Origin of the sequence: Microbacterium aerolatum (assembly GCF_007988825.1) — a bacterium.
Lineage (GTDB): Bacteria > Actinomycetota > Actinomycetes > Actinomycetales > Microbacteriaceae > Microbacterium > Microbacterium aerolatum.
Window position 1 is genome coordinate 79477 of the sequence record NZ_BJUW01000009.1, and the last position, 15981, is coordinate 95457.

The window sequence follows — 15981 nt, forward strand, 5'->3', positions numbered from 1 at the left end:
GCGGTACGGGTTTCGTCGGTCACTGTGCTTCGGAACCGACGAAACCCATACCGCGTGAGCGGACCCGAGCCCTCAGCGCTGCTTGGCGGCGTCGAACGGTCCGCGGCGGGTGGAGACGATGTCCTTGCCGAGCGGCATGAGCGAGATCGGCACCATCTTGAAGTCGGCGATCGCCATCGGGATGCCGATGATCGTGATGCACAGCGCGAGGCCGGAGACGATGTGCGCGATCGCGAGCCACCAGCCGGCCAGAACCACCCAGACGATGTTGCCGAGGAACGCGCCGACGCCGGATTTCGGCCTGTCGACCACCTGCCGGCCGAACGGCCAGAGGGCATAGCCGGCGAGACGGAACGACGCGATCGCCCACGGGATCGTGAGAATCGGGATGCACAGCAGGATGCCGGCGACGACATAGCCGAGGAACAGCGCCCACCCGGCGAAGATCACCCAGATGATGTTGAGGATCGTGCGCATGATCGCTCCGTTCGTCAGTGCCGGTCGCGATGCACGCGGCGGCCGGTCATGGTCTCGACCGTGAAACGCAGCGGCGTCTCGCGCTCCTCGCCGGCCCAGGGGGACACACGGCCGACTAGTGCCGGAGCTTCTTCATCGCTCACCGTGGTCAGTCGTCCATGCATAAGGACGCTCCACCCGCTTCCTGCGAGGTCGTCGTGGTAGTCGATCTCGAAGGCGGCTTGCGAACGCGCATCGGCCAACCGGCGCAGCGCGCCGTCTGACGACGTGCGTATCAGCAGGTCGTCCCCTGACACCGCGTAGTTCACCGGGAAGATGTCGATGCGCTCGTCCAAGACGAAGCCGATCCTGCCCACCGTCGTGCTGGTCAGAAGCGCTCGGCACTCCTGCTCGTTCAGATCGCTGATCATGTCGTCCTCCTCGATGCGGTTCGCAACCGGGTGTCTGCGGCCCAGCCTAGACTCGTAAGGCCATGACCGAAGCCCCTCTCATCGTTCCCTCCACCTCCGGCCCGCGCGCTTCCGCAGCGCACGACCAGGACGACCTGCTCTCCGGCCTCAACCCGCAGCAGCTCGCCGCCGTGACCTACCGCGGCCCGGCGCTGCTCATCGTCGCCGGAGCCGGCTCGGGCAAGACGAGCGTGCTCACCCGCCGCATCGCATCGCTGCTGCGCGGGCGTGAGGCGTGGCCCAGCCAGATCCTCGCGATCACGTTCACGAACAAGGCCGCCGGCGAGATGCGCGAACGCGTCGCAGGGCTCGTCGGCGAAGCATCCCGCGGCATGTGGATCTCGACCTTCCACTCCGCCTGCGTGCGGATCCTGCGCCGCGAGGCAGAGCAGTTCGGGTTCACCAAATCGTTCACGATCTATGACTCCGGCGACTCCCGTGCGCTCATCAAGCGCCTGGTGAAAGACCACGAGGCCGACGCATACGGGCTGACCCCGGCCTCCGTTCAGGGGCGCATCTCGAAGCTCAAGAACGAGCTGCAGGACTCCGAGTCGTACGCACGGGACGCCAACATGAGCGACCCGGCCGAGCGGAAGTTCGTCGAGATCTTCGCCGACTACCAGCGGCGACTGCGCAAGGCGAACGCGTTCGACTTCGACGACCTCATCGGCCAGACCGTCTACCTGTTCCGCGCGTTCCCGAAGGTCGCCGACACGTACCGCCGCCGGTTCCGGCACATCCTCGTCGACGAGTATCAGGACACCAACCACGCCCAGTACGCGCTCATCCACGAGCTCACCCGTCCGGTCTCGGCCGACGCGCCGGATCCGTATGCCTCGAACGGCATGATGATCTTCGAGCCCGAGACGGCCCCGGAGCTGGAGGGCGCCTCGCTGACCGTGGTCGGTGACTCGGACCAGTCGATCTACGCGTTCCGCGGCGCCGACATCCGCAACATCAGCGAGTTCGAGCGCGACTTCCCCGGAGCCAGGGTGGTGCTGCTCGAGCAGAACTACCGCTCGACGCAGAACATCCTCTCGGCAGCCAACGCCGTGATCGGCAACAACTTCGACCGCAAGGACAAGAAGCTCTGGAGCGATCGGGGCGACGGCGACATGATCGTCGGGTTCACCGGCTACTCGCAGCACGACGAGGCCCAGTTCGTGGCCGATGAGGTCGAGATGCTGCGCCGAGCGGGCATGCCGTATTCCGAGATGGCGGTGTTCTACCGCACCAACTCGCAGTCACGTGCGCTGGAAGAGATCTTCATCCGTTCCGCCGTGCCGTACAAGATCATGGGCGGCACGAAGTTCTACGAGCGCGCCGAGATCAAGGATGCTCTGGCCTATCTCATCTCGGTCGCTAATCCCGCCGACGAGATGTCGGTGCGCCGCATCCTGAACAAGCCGCGCCGTGGCATCGGTGACGTCACCGAGACCGCGATCGCACGATTCGCCGAAGACCATGGCATCTCCTTCCGCGAGGCGCTTTCGATGCCGGCGCAGCTCGGCGTCGGCCCCAAGATCCAAGCCGGGATCGCACAGCTGGATGCCGTGCTGAAAGAGGCCACGGAGATCTTGCTCCCGGCATCCGGCGAAGTGCCGCCCCCGACCTCGGTGGCCGATGGCCTGAGCCTCTTGCTCGCAAAGAGCGGTTACCTCGACGCGCTGCGCGCCAGCCGTGACCCTCAGGACGAGGCACGCGTCGAGAACCTCGACGAGTTCGTCGCCGTCGCCCGCGACTTCGCCCGCAACAACCCCGAGGGCACGATCGCCGACTTCCTCACCGAGGTCGCGCTGGTCTCCGACGCGGACGACCTCGACGACGAGTCCGGTTCGGTGTCGATGATGACGATGCACACGGCCAAGGGCCTGGAGTACGACGCCGTGTTCGTCACCGGTGTCGAGGAAGACCTCATCCCGCACCGGATCTCGGCGGGGGAGCCGGGCGGACCGCAGGAGGAGCGACGGCTGTTCTACGTCGGCATCACCCGCGCCCGCAAGCGTCTGCATCTGTCGCTCGCGATGACTCGCGCGCAGTTCGGCGAGGTGTCGGTGGCGATGCCGAGCCGTTTCCTGCAGGAGATCCCCGCAGAGCTCGTCGACTGGCGGCAGTCGCCAGGAGACGTGAATTCGCGCGGCGGGATGCAGTCTCGTGCGCTCAACGCGCGGCGCGGCGGCTTCGGGGGCGGCTCCAGTTCTGGGGGCGACCGGTTCGGTGTGAAGAAGCTGCCGCCGCGCGACTCGCTCAAGCCGCTGTCAACGTCGATGGACAAGTTCACGAACAAGGTCACCGGCAAGGTACGCGACAACGGCGATCTCGAACTCGCCGCCGGCGATCGCATCCGTCACGACGACTTCGGCGAGGGCCGGGTGGATGCCGTCACCGGTGAGGGCGCGAAGCGCATCGCCCATGTGCGCTTCGACTCGGCGGGGCTCAAGAAGCTCCTCATCAAGATCGCCCCGATCGAGAAGCTCTGAGGCGTCAGCCGTCCGCGGCGGCTCCCGCCATCGCCGCGGCATCGCGGACGGCATCGTCGAAGCCCGCCGACTGCGAGAGGCCGGCGACGCCGAGACTGCGGCCCTGCGGATCGCTGGCGATCACCCGCATGCCGCGCGCTCGGCACCAGGTGGCGAGAGCGGCGAGCATCCAGACTGCGACGGACTGCAGCTGCGTGACCTCGGTCAGATCGAGCACGATCACGGCAGGGGAATCACGATCGGCCGGGCGTGCATCGAGCCAGGCGTCCAGATCGAGCAGCAGGCGTTCCGCGCCGTCGAAGTCGATGTAGCCGCGCAGGCGCCACACCGCGAGGTCGTCGGCGTTCTCCTGCAGGAGCTGGGCGGCGACGGCATCCTGCTCCGCGCCCAGGCCCGCTGCGAGCTCGTCGTTCGCGGCCATCACCTCGGATGCCGACAGCGTGAGCGGACGGTGCAGCACGTGAAGTCCGAACCGCGTCGCCAGCTGCTGGGCGGCCGCGACGCCGCGGACGCTAGCACCGCTCGAATCCAGGCGCGGGCTGAACAGGCCGAGCCCGAACTCGCCGGGTGAGCTCGCGACGAGTCCGCCCGCGACACCCGACTTCGCCGGAAGCCCGGCCCGCAGCAGCCATTCGCCGGCATAGTCGTACATGCCGCAGGTGGCCATGATCGTCATCACGTGCTGACAGGTCTCCGCGCTGGTCACGCGCCGACCGGTGACCGGATTGACGCCGCCGTTCGCGAGGGTCGCGCCCATCACGGCGATGTCGCGGGCGGTGACGAGTACCGAGCACTGCCGGAAGTACGTGTCGAGCGTGTCCAGCACAGGGGTGGTGAGGGAGCCGGCGCCATGCATGAGATAGGCCAGGGCGCGGTTGCGGTCGCCCGAAGTCTGCTCGGAGGCGAGCACCGCGTCATCGACGCGCAGGTCCCGGCCGGCGAAGGCACTCAGGCGGGCGAGGATGCGGGCGAAACGATCCTCGGTCGAGCGGCCGGACACCAGCGACGTCGTGACGATCGCACCCGCGTTGACCATGGGGTTCGGCGGGCGCCCGGTGCCGGCTTCGAGCTTGACGGAGTTGAACGCCTCGCCGCTGGGCTCGGCGCCGACCCGGTCGTGGACGGCATCGAGCCCCTGGTCGTCGAGCGCCAGCGAATACACGAACGGCTTCGAGACGGACTGGATCGTGAACTCGACGCCGGTGTCCCCGCTCTCGTACACACGACCGTTGAGCCCGCACAGGGCGATCCCGAACAGTTCGGGGTCGGCATCCGCCAGCTGCGGGATGTAGTCGGCGACCGCGCCGCGTCTGTCGCTGACGAGCCGGTCATGCACGATGTCGAGGAACGACGTCACGATGTCAGAGAGCTTCTCCCGGGCTGCCATGGGCCCCATGCTACGGGCCGTCCGCTCGCGACCGATCGTCGGTGAGTCTCGCGCGGATGCCTGCGCCGGAGCACGCCGCGTTAGGCTGAGCGATATGGCTCTGTTCTCCCGCCGCAAGAAGACCGACGACGCTCCTTCCGAGTCGCAGACGCCGATCGGCGCGGATGCCGATGAGCAGACGCTCGACGCGGAGCAGCCCGTGAGCGAGTCCGTGCCCGAGAACCAGGCCGCCGAGGCGGATGTCCCGGAGGTGGCAATCTCCGTCCAGGCGTTCCGCGGCGTCGGCGCCACGGCGGGCCCCGAGGTGGCGCTGCCCGATCCGGATGCGGCCGCCCCCGCTCCCCGTGCCGCAGCGCCGCAGGCGACGGCATCCGCTCCGCAGAACACGCAGCCGCCTCAGACCCCGCAGAAGCGCTCCCTGCCGCTGGCTCCGGCACTTCCGCCGGAGCAGACCGAGTCGGTGCCAGGCATGAAGGACAACGTGCTGCTGCGCGCCGCCCTCGCCGAGCTCGAGGAGGGCGCGACCAACGAGCAGCTCATCGGGGTTCTGCGTCAGATGATGCAGAACCACCTCTACCTTCGCGTCCACGGCGATGCCCGTGCGCAGCTCGCCGAGGGCAAGCCCCTGTCGATCGCGGTGGTCCGCGACGGAGAGCGCAGCTACATGCTGGCGTTCAGTTCGGCTGACGCGGTGCGCGAATCAGTGCAGCGTGAGACGGACCCGACGGCGACCTCGGCGATCGCCCAGCCGGTGACGGCGGTGCTCCAGCAGGTCGTGTCGGGCAGCTTCGCCGGCCTCATCCTCGACAACGCATCCGGCGTGCACCGTGCCGTGTTCCCGGTCGAGGTGCTGTCGAAGGCTCTCGAGCAGGCCGATGTCGACATGACGATCAAGATGCTGCTCGCCGCGCCGCGCGAAGACGACTCCGCGCAGAAGGTCGGCGATGCGCTCGCGACGACCAAGATGTGGGTCGCTGTCAACGACGGCAGCGGCAAGGGCCAGGTCGGCATCGCCGAGGCGCAGACGACCGACGGTCGCCGCTTCCTGCAGCTGTTCTCGCATCCGCTCGAGATCGTCGCGCTCGGCCGCGGCGACAAGCCGATGCCGTTCTCGCCGGAGCAGCTGGCGAAGGTGCTCTCCGCGCACAGCGCGCTCGCCGGCGTGATCGTCGACTCGGCCGGCCCCTCGATCATCGTCGAGCGTTCGGCGCTCGGGGCCGTGCTGGTCCGCGCGGTCGACGTCAGCGAGTAATAGCCCGCGCTGCTTCACCCCTACCGTCGCAGGCCCTGCGCCCATAGGGTCGGAGCATGGCCTCCGAACGCGTGACACTGACGGTCTCAGACCCGGAGGGCGACCGCGACGTCGACCTCTCCAGCCCGAACAAGGTCATCTGGCCTGAGGCTGCGACCGGGTCCGGGGACGACGGGATCACGAAGGCCGAGCTCGCCGACTACGTGCAGACCGTGGCGACGCCCTTCCTGAATGCGAACGGGCACCGTCCGGTGTCGCTCGAACGCTTCCGCAACGGCGTCAAGGCGGGGTCGGAGGCCTTCTTCTCGAAGAACCCGCCCAAGGGCACCCCCGACTTCGTGGATGCCGTGACCGTCACCTACAACAGCGGACGGCAGCATCCGCAGATCGTCCTGAACCGGCCGAGCGCCATCGTCTGGGCCGTGCAGATGAACACGATCGTGTTCCACCCATGGGCATCGCTCGCCTCGGACACCGACAATCCGATCGAGCTGCGCATCGACCTCGACCCCCAGCCGGGCACTGATTTCAAGGATGCGGTCACCGCCGCGCACGGTCTGCGCGAGGTGCTGCGGGAGGCCGACCTCGAACCGTTCATCAAGACGAGCGGCAACCGCGGCCTGCACGTGTTCTGTCCGATCACGCCTGCGCACGAGTTCCTCGACGTCCGTCACGCGGTCATCGCCGCCGGGCGCGAGCTGGAGCGCCGGATGCCGGATCAGGTCACCATGAACTGGTGGAAGGAAGAGCGCGGCGAGCGCATCTTCATCGACTTCAACCAGGCCAACCGCGACCGGACGATGGCCGGCGCCTACAGCCCGCGCGCGCTTCCCGCCGCGACCGTCTCGACGCCGGTCGAGTGGGACGAGCTCGACGACGTGGACCCCATGACGTTCACGGTGCGCAGCATCCCCGCCCGACTCGCGGACGTCGGCGACCCGTGGGCGCGGATCCAGGACAACCCCGGCCGCATCGACACGCTCCTGGGCTGGTGGGAACGCGATCTCGAGAACGGGCTCGGCGAGCTGTCGTTCCCGCCGGAGTTCCCCAAGATGCCCGGTGAACCGCCTCGTGTGCAGCCGAGCAAACGGGTCGCCGAGAACTGGGATGCCGAGGGCAACCGCATCGACGACTGAACGGCGCTCGGTTCAGGCCAGGACGTCGGCGAGGTCGTAGCCGGCGACCGTGTCGAGCTGATCGTAGGTGCACGAGCGCGCCTCACGATCGGGACGCCAGCGCTCGAACTGCACCGTGTGCCGGAAGCGAGCGCCCTCGAGCTGGTCGTAACGAACCTCGAGCACGCGCTCGGGGCGCAACCGGACGAACGAGACGTCCTTCGCGCCGGTGAAGCGACTGCGTTCGCCTTCGCCTTTCACGGCGTCGCCGGATTCGTCTCGTTCCACCAGGGGAGCGAGCTCGTCGACCAGTTCCTGTCGTCTCCTGTCGCTCCACGCGGCGACGCCGCCGACCTGATGCAGGTTCCCGTCGCCGTCGTACAGTCCGACGAGGAGCGAACCGACTCCGGAGCCGGATTTGTGGATGCGGTAGCCGAGCGCCACCACATCGGCGGTGCGCGCGTGCTTGACCTTGATCAGAGTGCGCTTGCCCGGTGCGTACGGCTGGTCGAGCGGCTTGGCGACGACGCCATCGAGTCCGGCGCCCTCGAACTCCTCGAGCCACTGCTTCGCGACCGTGTGGTCGGTCGTCGTGCGAGTGAGGTGGAGCGGATGCTGTGCGCCCTCGAGCAGTTCCTCGAGGCGCGCGCGGCGCTGATGGAAGGGCTCGGCGAGCAGCATCTCCTCGCCGAGCGCGAGCAGGTCGAAGGCGATGAACATGGCGGGGGTCTGTTCGGAGAGAAGCGCGACACGGGAGGCCGCGGGATGGATGCGCTGGCTGAGCGCCTCCCAGTCCAGCCGCTGCGAGCCCGGCTCGCCGGTGGCGACGACGATCTCGCCGTCGAGCAGGCATGGTTCGGGGAGGATCTGCGGCAGGGCCTCGACGAGCTCGGGGAAGTAGCGGGTGAGTGGCTTCGCGCCGCGCGAACCGATCTCGACGGCGTCCCCGTCCCACGCGATGAGCCCGCGGAAGCCGTCCCACTTCGGCTCGAACAGCATCCCGCCGGTCGTCTTCGCCGGATCCGGGACGGCCGCGGCCGCCTTCGCGAGCATCGGTGCGGGGATCTCGTAGCGCATAGGCCCATCCTGGCCCGGGCGCGCGCCCGGGGGAAGGCGCGGTCGGCTTTCCGCACCACCACGGACGTGCGATCCTTTAACTGATGAACGAAATCCAGGGCCCCACGCCCGCAGGCACGTCCCGTCCGTACCGAACTCTCGCGGAGGCGCTTCGTGCGCACCGGATCGATCCCGCGAACCACGCGTTCATCACCGCGATCGTGGATGCCGTCGGCATCACCTCCCTGATCGACCGGGGTCGCTACATCGAGGCGATCCGCCGCGGCGAGGGTGCTCCGCTGCACATCGGCCGGACCTACACGAACGGCTTCACGGAGGACGAGCTGATCGTGGTCGGCTCGGCGCCGCTGCGCCTCCAGCCCAGCGAGGGACGCGCGCCGTACTTCTACGCCGTGCACCCGAGCGAGTTCCTGCCGGCCACCGCCGCGCCGAAGAAGGCGTCCCGTGCGCCGAGAGCGAGCAGCGTGAGCGCGCCACGGGCGCCGAAGGCCACGCCGGTCGCCGAGCGCGACTACGGCGTGTGCGACGTCTGCTTCATGGTCCGCAACGCCGCAGGCCGCTGCAACTGCGACTGAGCCGCTGCGTGACTGCGGGTCGTTGAGCGGAGCGGCCGCAGGCCGCGCAGACGAAACGGGGTGAGCGAGCCGAAGGCGAGTCGAAGCCTCGCCTTCCCGCCTTACTGCTCGAGCCTGGTCTGCAGTCGACGCGAGACCTCGGCGATCGGCATCGCCCGGGGGAACACCGCCACCACGACGTCATCCGCAGCATCGGCCGCGGCATCCGGCAACACCCCGTAACGCCGCCGCACGTCATCCAGCGCCGACTGCAGCACGGTCGGCGCCACCCGCTTGGTACCGCGCAGCAGCTGCCGCAGCACGTGGTTGTGCACAGCGGTGACCAGGGCGGCGAAGCCGACGGCATCCAGCGGGTCGATGCCCGGGAGCGCACGGCGCAGGTAGTCGTCGAAGAGGCGCTCATATCGGAACACCGTCACGATCTCGCGCTCGCGCAGCGCCGGCACCTGCCGCACCACCTGATAGCGCTGGCGCGCCAGCTCAGGGTCGTGCGCGAAATGAGCGAAGACGTGCTGGGACGCGCGGCACACGGCATCCCACGGGTCGGGGTGCGCCTCGGACAGGAAGTCGCGCAGCTCTGCCAGCAGAACCTCGTGATCGGCGAAGACGACGTCCTCCTTGCCGCCGAACTGGCGGAAGAACGTCGATCGCGAAACGCCCGCGGCCTTGGCGATCTGCTCGACCGATGTCTGGTCGAATCCCTGCGCCCGGAACAGCTCGAGCGCTGCGGCGACGACGCCGCCCGGCGTTTCCACGGACTCATGCATGCGAGAAGCCTAACGCCGGGCGAACGCGACCGCCGTCGACTGGGGCGCTCAGACAGGAGTAGTAAGCTTTGTTCCTGGTCGATATCTCGACATCGAGAGACTTTCCGGACCGCAGCCCAGTGAAGGAAGCACAGTGGATCTGTACGAGTACCAGGCACGAGACGTTTTCGAGAAGTACGGAGTGCCGGTCCTCGCCGGCATCGTCGCGGACACCCCCGAGGAGGTGAAAGCGGCAGCGGAGAAGCTCGGCGGCGTGGTCGTCGTCAAGGCTCAGGTCAAGACCGGCGGTCGCGGCAAGGCCGGCGGCGTCAAGGTCGCCAAGAACCCCGATGAGGCGTACGAGGCCGCCAAGGCCATCTTCGGTCTCGACATCAAGGGCCACATCGTCAAGCGCGTCATGGTCGCCGCCGGCGCCCGTATCGCCGAGGAGTTCTACTTCTCTGTACTGCTCGACCGCGCCAACCGCTCCTACCTGTCGCTGTGCAGCGTCGAGGGCGGGATGGAGATCGAAGAGCTCGCCGTCGAGCGCCCCGAAGCGCTCGCCCGCATCGAGGTCGACCCGCTGACCGGCATCGACAAGGCGAAGGCCGTCGAGATCGCCCGCGCGGCGAAGTTCCCGGAGGACCTCGTCGAGAAGGTCTCCGACGTCTTCGTGAAGCTCTACGACGTCTACAAGGGCGAGGACGCGACCCTCGTCGAGGTCAACCCGCTGGTCCGCACCGAGGACGGCGACATCATCGCGCTCGACGGCAAGGTCACGCTCGACGAGAACGCATCCGAGATCCGCCACCCCGAGCACGAAGAGCTCGAGGACAAGGGCGCTGCCGACCCGCTCGAGGCCAAGGCCAAGGAGTCGGGCCTGAACTACGTCAAGCTCGACGGTCAGGTCGGCATCATCGGCAACGGCGCGGGCCTGGTCATGTCGACCCTCGACGTCGTCGCATACGCCGGTGAGAACCACGGCGGCGTGAAGCCCGCCAACTTCCTCGACATCGGCGGTGGAGCGTCGGCATCCGTCATGGCCGCCGGCCTCGACGTCATCCTCGGCGACCCGCAGGTCAAGAGCGTCTTCGTGAACGTCTTCGGCGGCATCACCGCCTGCGACGCCGTCGCGAACGGCATCAAGGGTGCTCTCGAGACCCTCGGCGACACGGCATCCAAGCCGCTCGTCGTGCGCCTGGACGGCAACGCCGTCGAAGAGGGTCGCGCGATCCTCGCCGAGTACGCCCACCCGCTCGTGACCCTCGCCGCCACCATGGACGAGGGCGCCGACAAGGCCGCCGAGCTGGCGAACGCCTGACCGTTCGAGACCTCAGAAAAGGACTAGAGATATGTCGATCTTCCTGAACAAGGATTCCAAGGTCATCGTCCAGGGCATCACCGGCGGCGAGGGCACCAAGCACACCGCCCTCATGCTCAAGGCCGGCACCCAGGTCGTCGGCGGCGTCAACGCACGCAAGGCAGGCACGACCGTCGCGCACACCGACAAGGACGGCAATGCCGTCGAGCTGCCCGTCTTCGGCTCGGTGGAAGAGGCCATGAAGGAGACCGGCGCCGACGTGTCGATCGCCTTCGTCCCCGGCGCCTTCACCAAGAGCGCCATGATCGAGGCCATCGATGCCGAGATCCCGCTGCTCGTCGTCATCACCGAGGGTGTCCCGGTGGGCGACTCGGCCGAGGCCTGGGCCTACGCCAAGAGCAAGGGCAACAAGACCCGCATCATCGGCCCGAACTGCCCCGGCATCATCACCCCCGGTGAGGCGCTGGTCGGCATCACCCCGGCCAACATCACCGGCAAGGGCCCGATCGGCCTCGTGTCGAAGTCGGGCACCCTGACCTACCAGATGATGTACGAGCTGCGCGACCTCGGCTTCTCCACGGCCATCGGCATCGGCGGCGACCCGGTCATCGGCACCACGCACATCGACGCCCTCGCCGCGTTCGAGGCCGACCCCGAGACCAAGGCGATCGTCATGATCGGCGAGATCGGCGGAGACGCCGAGGAGCGTGCGGCCGAGTACATCAAGGCCAACGTCACGAAGCCGGTCGTCGGCTACGTCGCGGGCTTCACCGCACCCGAGGGCAAGACCATGGGCCACGCCGGCGCCATCGTCTCGGGCTCGGCGGGCACGGCTCAGGCGAAGAAGGAGGCCCTCGAGGCCGCCGGTGTCAAGGTCGGCAAGACGCCGTCCGAGACCGCTGACCTGATGCGTGCGATCGTCGAGTCGCTGTAAGCAGGTAGACTCGTAAGTGAAGGCCCCGGGCTCCACCCCGGGGCCTTCACTTGTACCCGGGGGAGGCCGGACCAGATGAGCGTCGTGCTGAAGCGCTCGGCGTCTGCGTCGGACTCACCCGCCCGTCGACCCAGGTGCGCAGCGCATCGGGGCGGTTCGTGATGATGCCGTCCACGCCCATCGCCGTCAGCGCCTCCCAGTCGGTCACCGCATCCTGCGTCCATACCAAGACCCCCAGCCGCTCGCGGTGGGCCAGCGCGACTTCCCGCGCGGTCGCGTTGCGCGGATTGACGGCATCCGCGCCGATCGCCGCGGCGGTGGCGACGGTCGATGCGTCGAGGTCGTGGGTCAGCAGCGCCAGTCTCAGCCGGGGAGCGGCGGCTGCGATGCGCGCGACGGTCGTCTCACTGAAGCTCTGCACGAGGGTCGTGTCCGCGAGCCCTGCGGCTGCGATCATGTCGACTGTCGCCCTGACCGCAGACTTCTTCCACGTGCCCTTGTACTCGATGACGACCCGGACGTCCTTCCCCCGCACCATGGAGAGCACCTCGTCGAGGGTGGGGATCCGAGTCTTCGCGAATGCGTCCGACAGCCACGAACCGGCATCCAGAGCGCGCAGCTCCTCCAGGGTCATCTCGGCGACGACGCCGGATCCGTCGGTCGTCCGGTCGACGGTGCTGTCGTGGATGACCACCGGGACGCCGTCTTCGGACAAGCGGATGTCGAGCTCCAGATAGTCGGCGCCTCTGGCGATCGACGAGATGAACGCCGGCATCGTGTTCTCGGGCGCGGCGAGGGAATCGCCGCGGTGCGCGATCACGACGCCCGTCTCGCCGGGGCTGCGCAGGACCGTCAGCGGCCTCAGGATGACCATGTCGAGATCGGCGAGAGACGACGCGACCTCTGAGGATACGGCGCGCGCGACGGGGAGCGAGGCAGCGGGCCCGGCCGCCTGGACCGGCGGGACCGAGAGCGTGGCGGCCGTGGCGGCACACACGGCGACGCTGACGACTGCTGTGCCCCACAGGCGTCGACCGCGACGTCTCATGCTGCGATCCTGGCAGAGCAGCAGGTTGGAGTCGAGATCTTTTCGTTATCTTCTGCGCGTCCCCGTGCCGGCGAAACGAGCGAGGGGGCGGATGCCGCAGCATCCGCCCCCTCGTGTCGTCGGTGTGGTCGTCAGATGACGCCGAACGCGGCCTCGATCGGTCCGCGGGCGAAGAACAGCACGAAGCCGGCGCCGACGATCCATAGCAGCGGATGGATGGTCTTGGCCTTGCCGGCCAGCGCCTGCACGAGCACCCAGCTGACAAAACCTGCGCCGATGCCGTTCGCGATCGAGTAGGTCAGCGGCATCACGGTGACGGTGAGGAACACCGGCAGCAGCACACCGAAGTCGCTGAGGTCGATGTACTTGATCTGCGCCATCATCATCGCGCCGACGATCACCAGCGCGGCCGCCGCGATCTCGGTCGGGACGATCGACGTCAGCGGGGTCAGGAACATCGCGAGCAGGAACATCACGCCCGTGATGACGTTCGCGAACCCGGTGCGGGCACCCTCGCCGATACCGGCGCCGGACTCGATGAACACGGTGTTGGACGACGACGAGGTGGCGCCACCGGCCAGAGCGCCGACGCCCTCGACGATCAGTGCCGACTTGATGCGCGGGAAGTCGCCCTTCGCGTCGGAGAGGTTCGCCTCCTTCGCGAGACCCGTCATGGTTCCCATGGCGTCGAAGAAGTTCGAGAACACCAGTGTGAACACGATCATCACCAGTGCGACGACGCTGACCTTGCTGAGGTCGAATCCGAAGTCGACGGCACCGATCAGGCTCAGATCGGGCAGGCTCACCGGCGTGCCGACCAGCGCCGGGACCGTGAGGCTCCACCCACCGGCGTTGAACGATCCGTCATCGGCGAACTGCGGTCCCAGGTGCCAGATGGCCTCGACGATCACGGCCAGCACGGTGCCCGAGACGAGTCCGATCAGCAGTCCGCCCTTGACCTTGCGGGCGACCAGGATGCCGGTGACGATCAGCGTCACGACGAACAGCAGCGACGGGACGGTGGCGACGGAGCCGCCCACCCCGAGCCCGACGGGCGGTGAGGCGTCGCCGGTCGCGGTGACGAAGCCGGAGTTCACGAAGCCGATGAACGCGATGAACAAGCCGATGCCGACCGTGATGGCGATCTTCAGCTGGAAGGGCACCGCGTCGAAGATCATCTTCCGAAGCCCGGTGGCGGCCAGCAGCACGATCACGGCGCCGTTGATCATGACCAGCGCCATGGCCTCCGGCCACGTCACCTGACCGACGACCGAGAAGGCCAGGAAGGCGTTGATCCCGAGGCCCGCCGCGAACGCGAACGGGAGCCGGGTGATGACGCCGAACAGGATGGTCATCACACCCGCGGTCAGGGCCGTGGAGGCACCCACTGCGCTGAAGCTCAGCGAGTCGCCGTTGATGTCTGCGGCACCCGTGAGGATGATCGGATTCAGGATCACGATGTACGCCATCGTGACGAACGTGACGATGCCGCCGCGGACCTCTGCGCCGAACGTCGAACCGCGCTTGGTGATCTCGAAGAAGCGGTCCAGGCCGTTCTTCGGTTCAGCGGTCTGATCGGGTGCGGAGCTCGGGGCGGAGCCGGGTGCGGACGAGGGGGCAGTTGTCATCGGGAAACCTCCTCGGGAACGATATCGTGTCCGGCATCCCTCGCGCGCGCCACCGCGAAGCGGTCAGGTTCTCGTCGTAGTCTCGATGAGTCATGCAACGCCTCCTCGTCGCGATTCTCGCCGCGGTCGACGCTGCCATCGCTGCGGCCGTCGGCCTCGCCGTGCTGCTCGCTCCGCTGACACTGCTGTGGACGCTCGCCTTCGGCGCGAGCGCCGACTGGGGTGCTCTCTGGCCGGTCGCCGGCACACTCTGGCAGTTCGGCCACGGCGTGCCCATCGACATCGCCGTGCCCGATGCCGTGGTCTCCGCCGTCGGCATCTCACCGGATGCCGCGAGCTTCACGCTCTCGCTGACCCCGCTGGCGTTCCTGACCTTCACTCTGCTGTTCGCCGCTCGATCCGGAAGCAGGGCCGCGCGCTCCGGCGCCTGGCTGCTCGGCGTCATCGCCGGTTCGGTCGCGTTCGGCCTGATCGCCACCGCCGTCGCCATCACCGCCCGTGCTGATCTCGCCCAGGCTCCGCTGGCTCTGGCGATCCTGCTGCCCGTCGCCGTGTATCTGACCGGGGTGCTCTGCGGCGCAGTCGCCTATGCATGGCGCGAGGGCGATGCGGGCCTCATCGACCGCATCCACGACCGCGTGGACTCGTGGGGGCAATGGAGCGTTCTTCCCGCGGAGATCGTCCGCGGCACCACCGCGGTGATCGTCGCGCTCGCGGGGATCGCCGGGCTGGCGGTCGCGCTGCTGGTCGCCGTGCGCGGGGGAGAGGTCGTGGCGCTCTTCCAGTCGGCACGGGTCGACACCACCGGCGCCGCCGTACTGACACTCGGCCATATCGCCTACCTGCCGACACTGCTGGTCTGGGCGATCGCGTGGATCGCCGGTCCCGGTTTCGCCGTCGGCACCGGCACCGCGGTGTCTCCCGCCGGCACGCAGCTGGGCGTCGTGCCCGGCATCCCGGTGTTCGGGCTGCTGCCCGAGAACAGCTCGATCTGGATGCTGATCGTGGTGCTGCTGCCGGTCGCCGCCGGGGCGTTCGCAGGGTGGCTGATCCGCTCGCGCCTGGTCTGGCAGGATGCCGCCCGGCCCGTCGCCCCGCGCGCGGTGATCGCCGCGGGCATCGCTCTCCTCAGCGCCGGCATCGTCGCCGTCGCCGCGGTGCTGGCATCCGGTTCGATCGGTCCCGGCCGCATGGCCGACGTGGGGCCGCACGCCGGCTGGACCGCGCTCGCCGTCGGCGCCGAGGTGCTGGTCGGAGCCGCCATCATGCTGCTCGCGCCGCGGCATCGCGACGAGCTTGCAGAGGAGCGCACGGATCGCTGGGTGGCCCAGATGGGAACGTCGCCCACCGCGGATCCCGCCGCGACGTTCACCTGGCAGGACGCCGGAGACCCCTCCGCACCGGATGCTGCGCCGAACGATTCCAACGACACCCAGCCCCTCGACGACCACGGATTCTTCGGGGACGGCAGCACTCCCGCACCCCGGTAGAC

General features: G+C 68.5%; 14 protein-coding genes. 7 read left to right on the top strand and 7 right to left on the bottom strand.

Annotated features, from left to right (window positions below; all coding sequences use genetic code 11):
- Positions 1-72: 72 nt before the first annotated feature.
- Both MAE01_RS10825 and MAE01_RS10830 read right to left on the bottom strand, forming a co-directional pair.
- The gene (locus MAE01_RS10825) at positions 73-477 is read right to left on the bottom strand and encodes a YccF domain-containing protein (protein ID WP_147039569.1); all 405 of its coding nucleotides are present in this window, start codon (positions 475-477) and stop codon (positions 73-75) included.
- A gap of 14 nt (positions 478-491) precedes the next feature.
- Positions 492-887, bottom strand: coding sequence for a pyridoxamine 5'-phosphate oxidase family protein (locus MAE01_RS10830; protein ID WP_147039570.1), 396 nt, complete (start codon positions 885-887; stop codon positions 492-494).
- Positions 888-949: 62 nt separating this feature from the next.
- Here MAE01_RS10830 and MAE01_RS10835 point away from each other — a divergent pair, with 62 nt between their 5' ends.
- Positions 950-3406 (top strand): ATP-dependent helicase, encoded by a 2457-nt coding sequence (locus tag MAE01_RS10835; RefSeq protein ID WP_147039571.1) that lies wholly within the window; start codon positions 950-952, stop codon positions 3404-3406.
- A 4-nt stretch (positions 3407-3410) separates the two neighbouring features.
- Here MAE01_RS10835 and glsA read toward each other — a convergent pair whose 3' ends face one another.
- Positions 3411-4793 (bottom strand): glutaminase A, encoded by a 1383-nt coding sequence (gene glsA / locus MAE01_RS10840; protein WP_186806211.1) that lies wholly within the window; start codon positions 4791-4793, stop codon positions 3411-3413.
- Between the two features lie 94 nt (positions 4794-4887).
- Here glsA and MAE01_RS10845 point away from each other — a divergent pair, with 94 nt between their 5' ends.
- Positions 4888-6045: an SseB family protein gene (locus MAE01_RS10845; RefSeq protein ID WP_186806212.1), complete on the top strand. Its 1158-nt coding sequence runs from the start codon at positions 4888-4890 to the stop codon at positions 6043-6045.
- A 56-nt stretch (positions 6046-6101) separates the two neighbouring features.
- Complete coding sequence (gene ligD / locus MAE01_RS10850; protein ID WP_147039574.1) at positions 6102-7181, top strand: non-homologous end-joining DNA ligase; 1080 nt, start codon at positions 6102-6104, stop codon at positions 7179-7181.
- Positions 7182-7193: 12 nt separating this feature from the next.
- Here the strand turns inward: ligD and MAE01_RS10855 are convergent, their stop codons facing one another.
- A complete protein-coding gene (locus MAE01_RS10855; RefSeq protein ID WP_147039575.1) occupies positions 7194-8237 on the bottom strand; it encodes an ATP-dependent DNA ligase in 1044 nt (347 codons plus the stop codon).
- Positions 8238-8320: 83 nt separating this feature from the next.
- Here MAE01_RS10855 and MAE01_RS10860 point away from each other — a divergent pair, with 83 nt between their 5' ends.
- The gene (locus MAE01_RS10860) at positions 8321-8812 is read left to right on the top strand and encodes an SLC41A family transporter (RefSeq protein WP_147039576.1); all 492 of its coding nucleotides are present in this window, start codon (positions 8321-8323) and stop codon (positions 8810-8812) included.
- A gap of 101 nt (positions 8813-8913) precedes the next feature.
- Here MAE01_RS10860 and MAE01_RS10865 read toward each other — a convergent pair whose 3' ends face one another.
- Positions 8914-9579 carry a TetR family transcriptional regulator gene (locus tag MAE01_RS10865; protein WP_147039577.1) on the bottom strand — a complete coding sequence of 222 codons (666 nt, stop codon included), beginning with the start codon at positions 9577-9579 and terminating at the stop codon, positions 8914-8916.
- 133 nt (positions 9580-9712) lie between these two features.
- On the opposite strand from MAE01_RS10865, the gene sucC reads away from it, so the two are divergent.
- Positions 9713-10879, top strand: coding sequence for an ADP-forming succinate--CoA ligase subunit beta (sucC, locus tag MAE01_RS10870; RefSeq protein ID WP_147039578.1), 1167 nt, complete (start codon positions 9713-9715; stop codon positions 10877-10879).
- Between the two features lie 31 nt (positions 10880-10910).
- Positions 10911-11813: a succinate--CoA ligase subunit alpha gene (gene sucD / locus MAE01_RS10875; protein WP_147039579.1), complete on the top strand. Its 903-nt coding sequence runs from the start codon at positions 10911-10913 to the stop codon at positions 11811-11813.
- A 46-nt stretch (positions 11814-11859) separates the two neighbouring features.
- On the opposite strand, the gene MAE01_RS10880 is transcribed toward sucD, so the two are convergent.
- Together MAE01_RS10880 and MAE01_RS10885 are read right to left on the bottom strand one after the other, a co-directional pair.
- Positions 11860-12861 (bottom strand): glycerophosphodiester phosphodiesterase, encoded by a 1002-nt coding sequence (locus MAE01_RS10880; protein ID WP_147039580.1) that lies wholly within the window; start codon positions 12859-12861, stop codon positions 11860-11862.
- A 131-nt stretch (positions 12862-12992) separates the two neighbouring features.
- Entirely contained in the window at positions 12993-14489 is a 1497-nt protein-coding gene (locus tag MAE01_RS10885) for an NCS2 family permease (protein ID WP_147039581.1), read from the bottom strand.
- 92 nt (positions 14490-14581) lie between these two features.
- Here MAE01_RS10885 and MAE01_RS10890 point away from each other — a divergent pair, with 92 nt between their 5' ends.
- Entirely contained in the window at positions 14582-15979 is a 1398-nt protein-coding gene (locus MAE01_RS10890; RefSeq protein WP_186806213.1) for a cell division protein PerM, read from the top strand.
- Positions 15980-15981 lie beyond the last annotated feature (2 nt).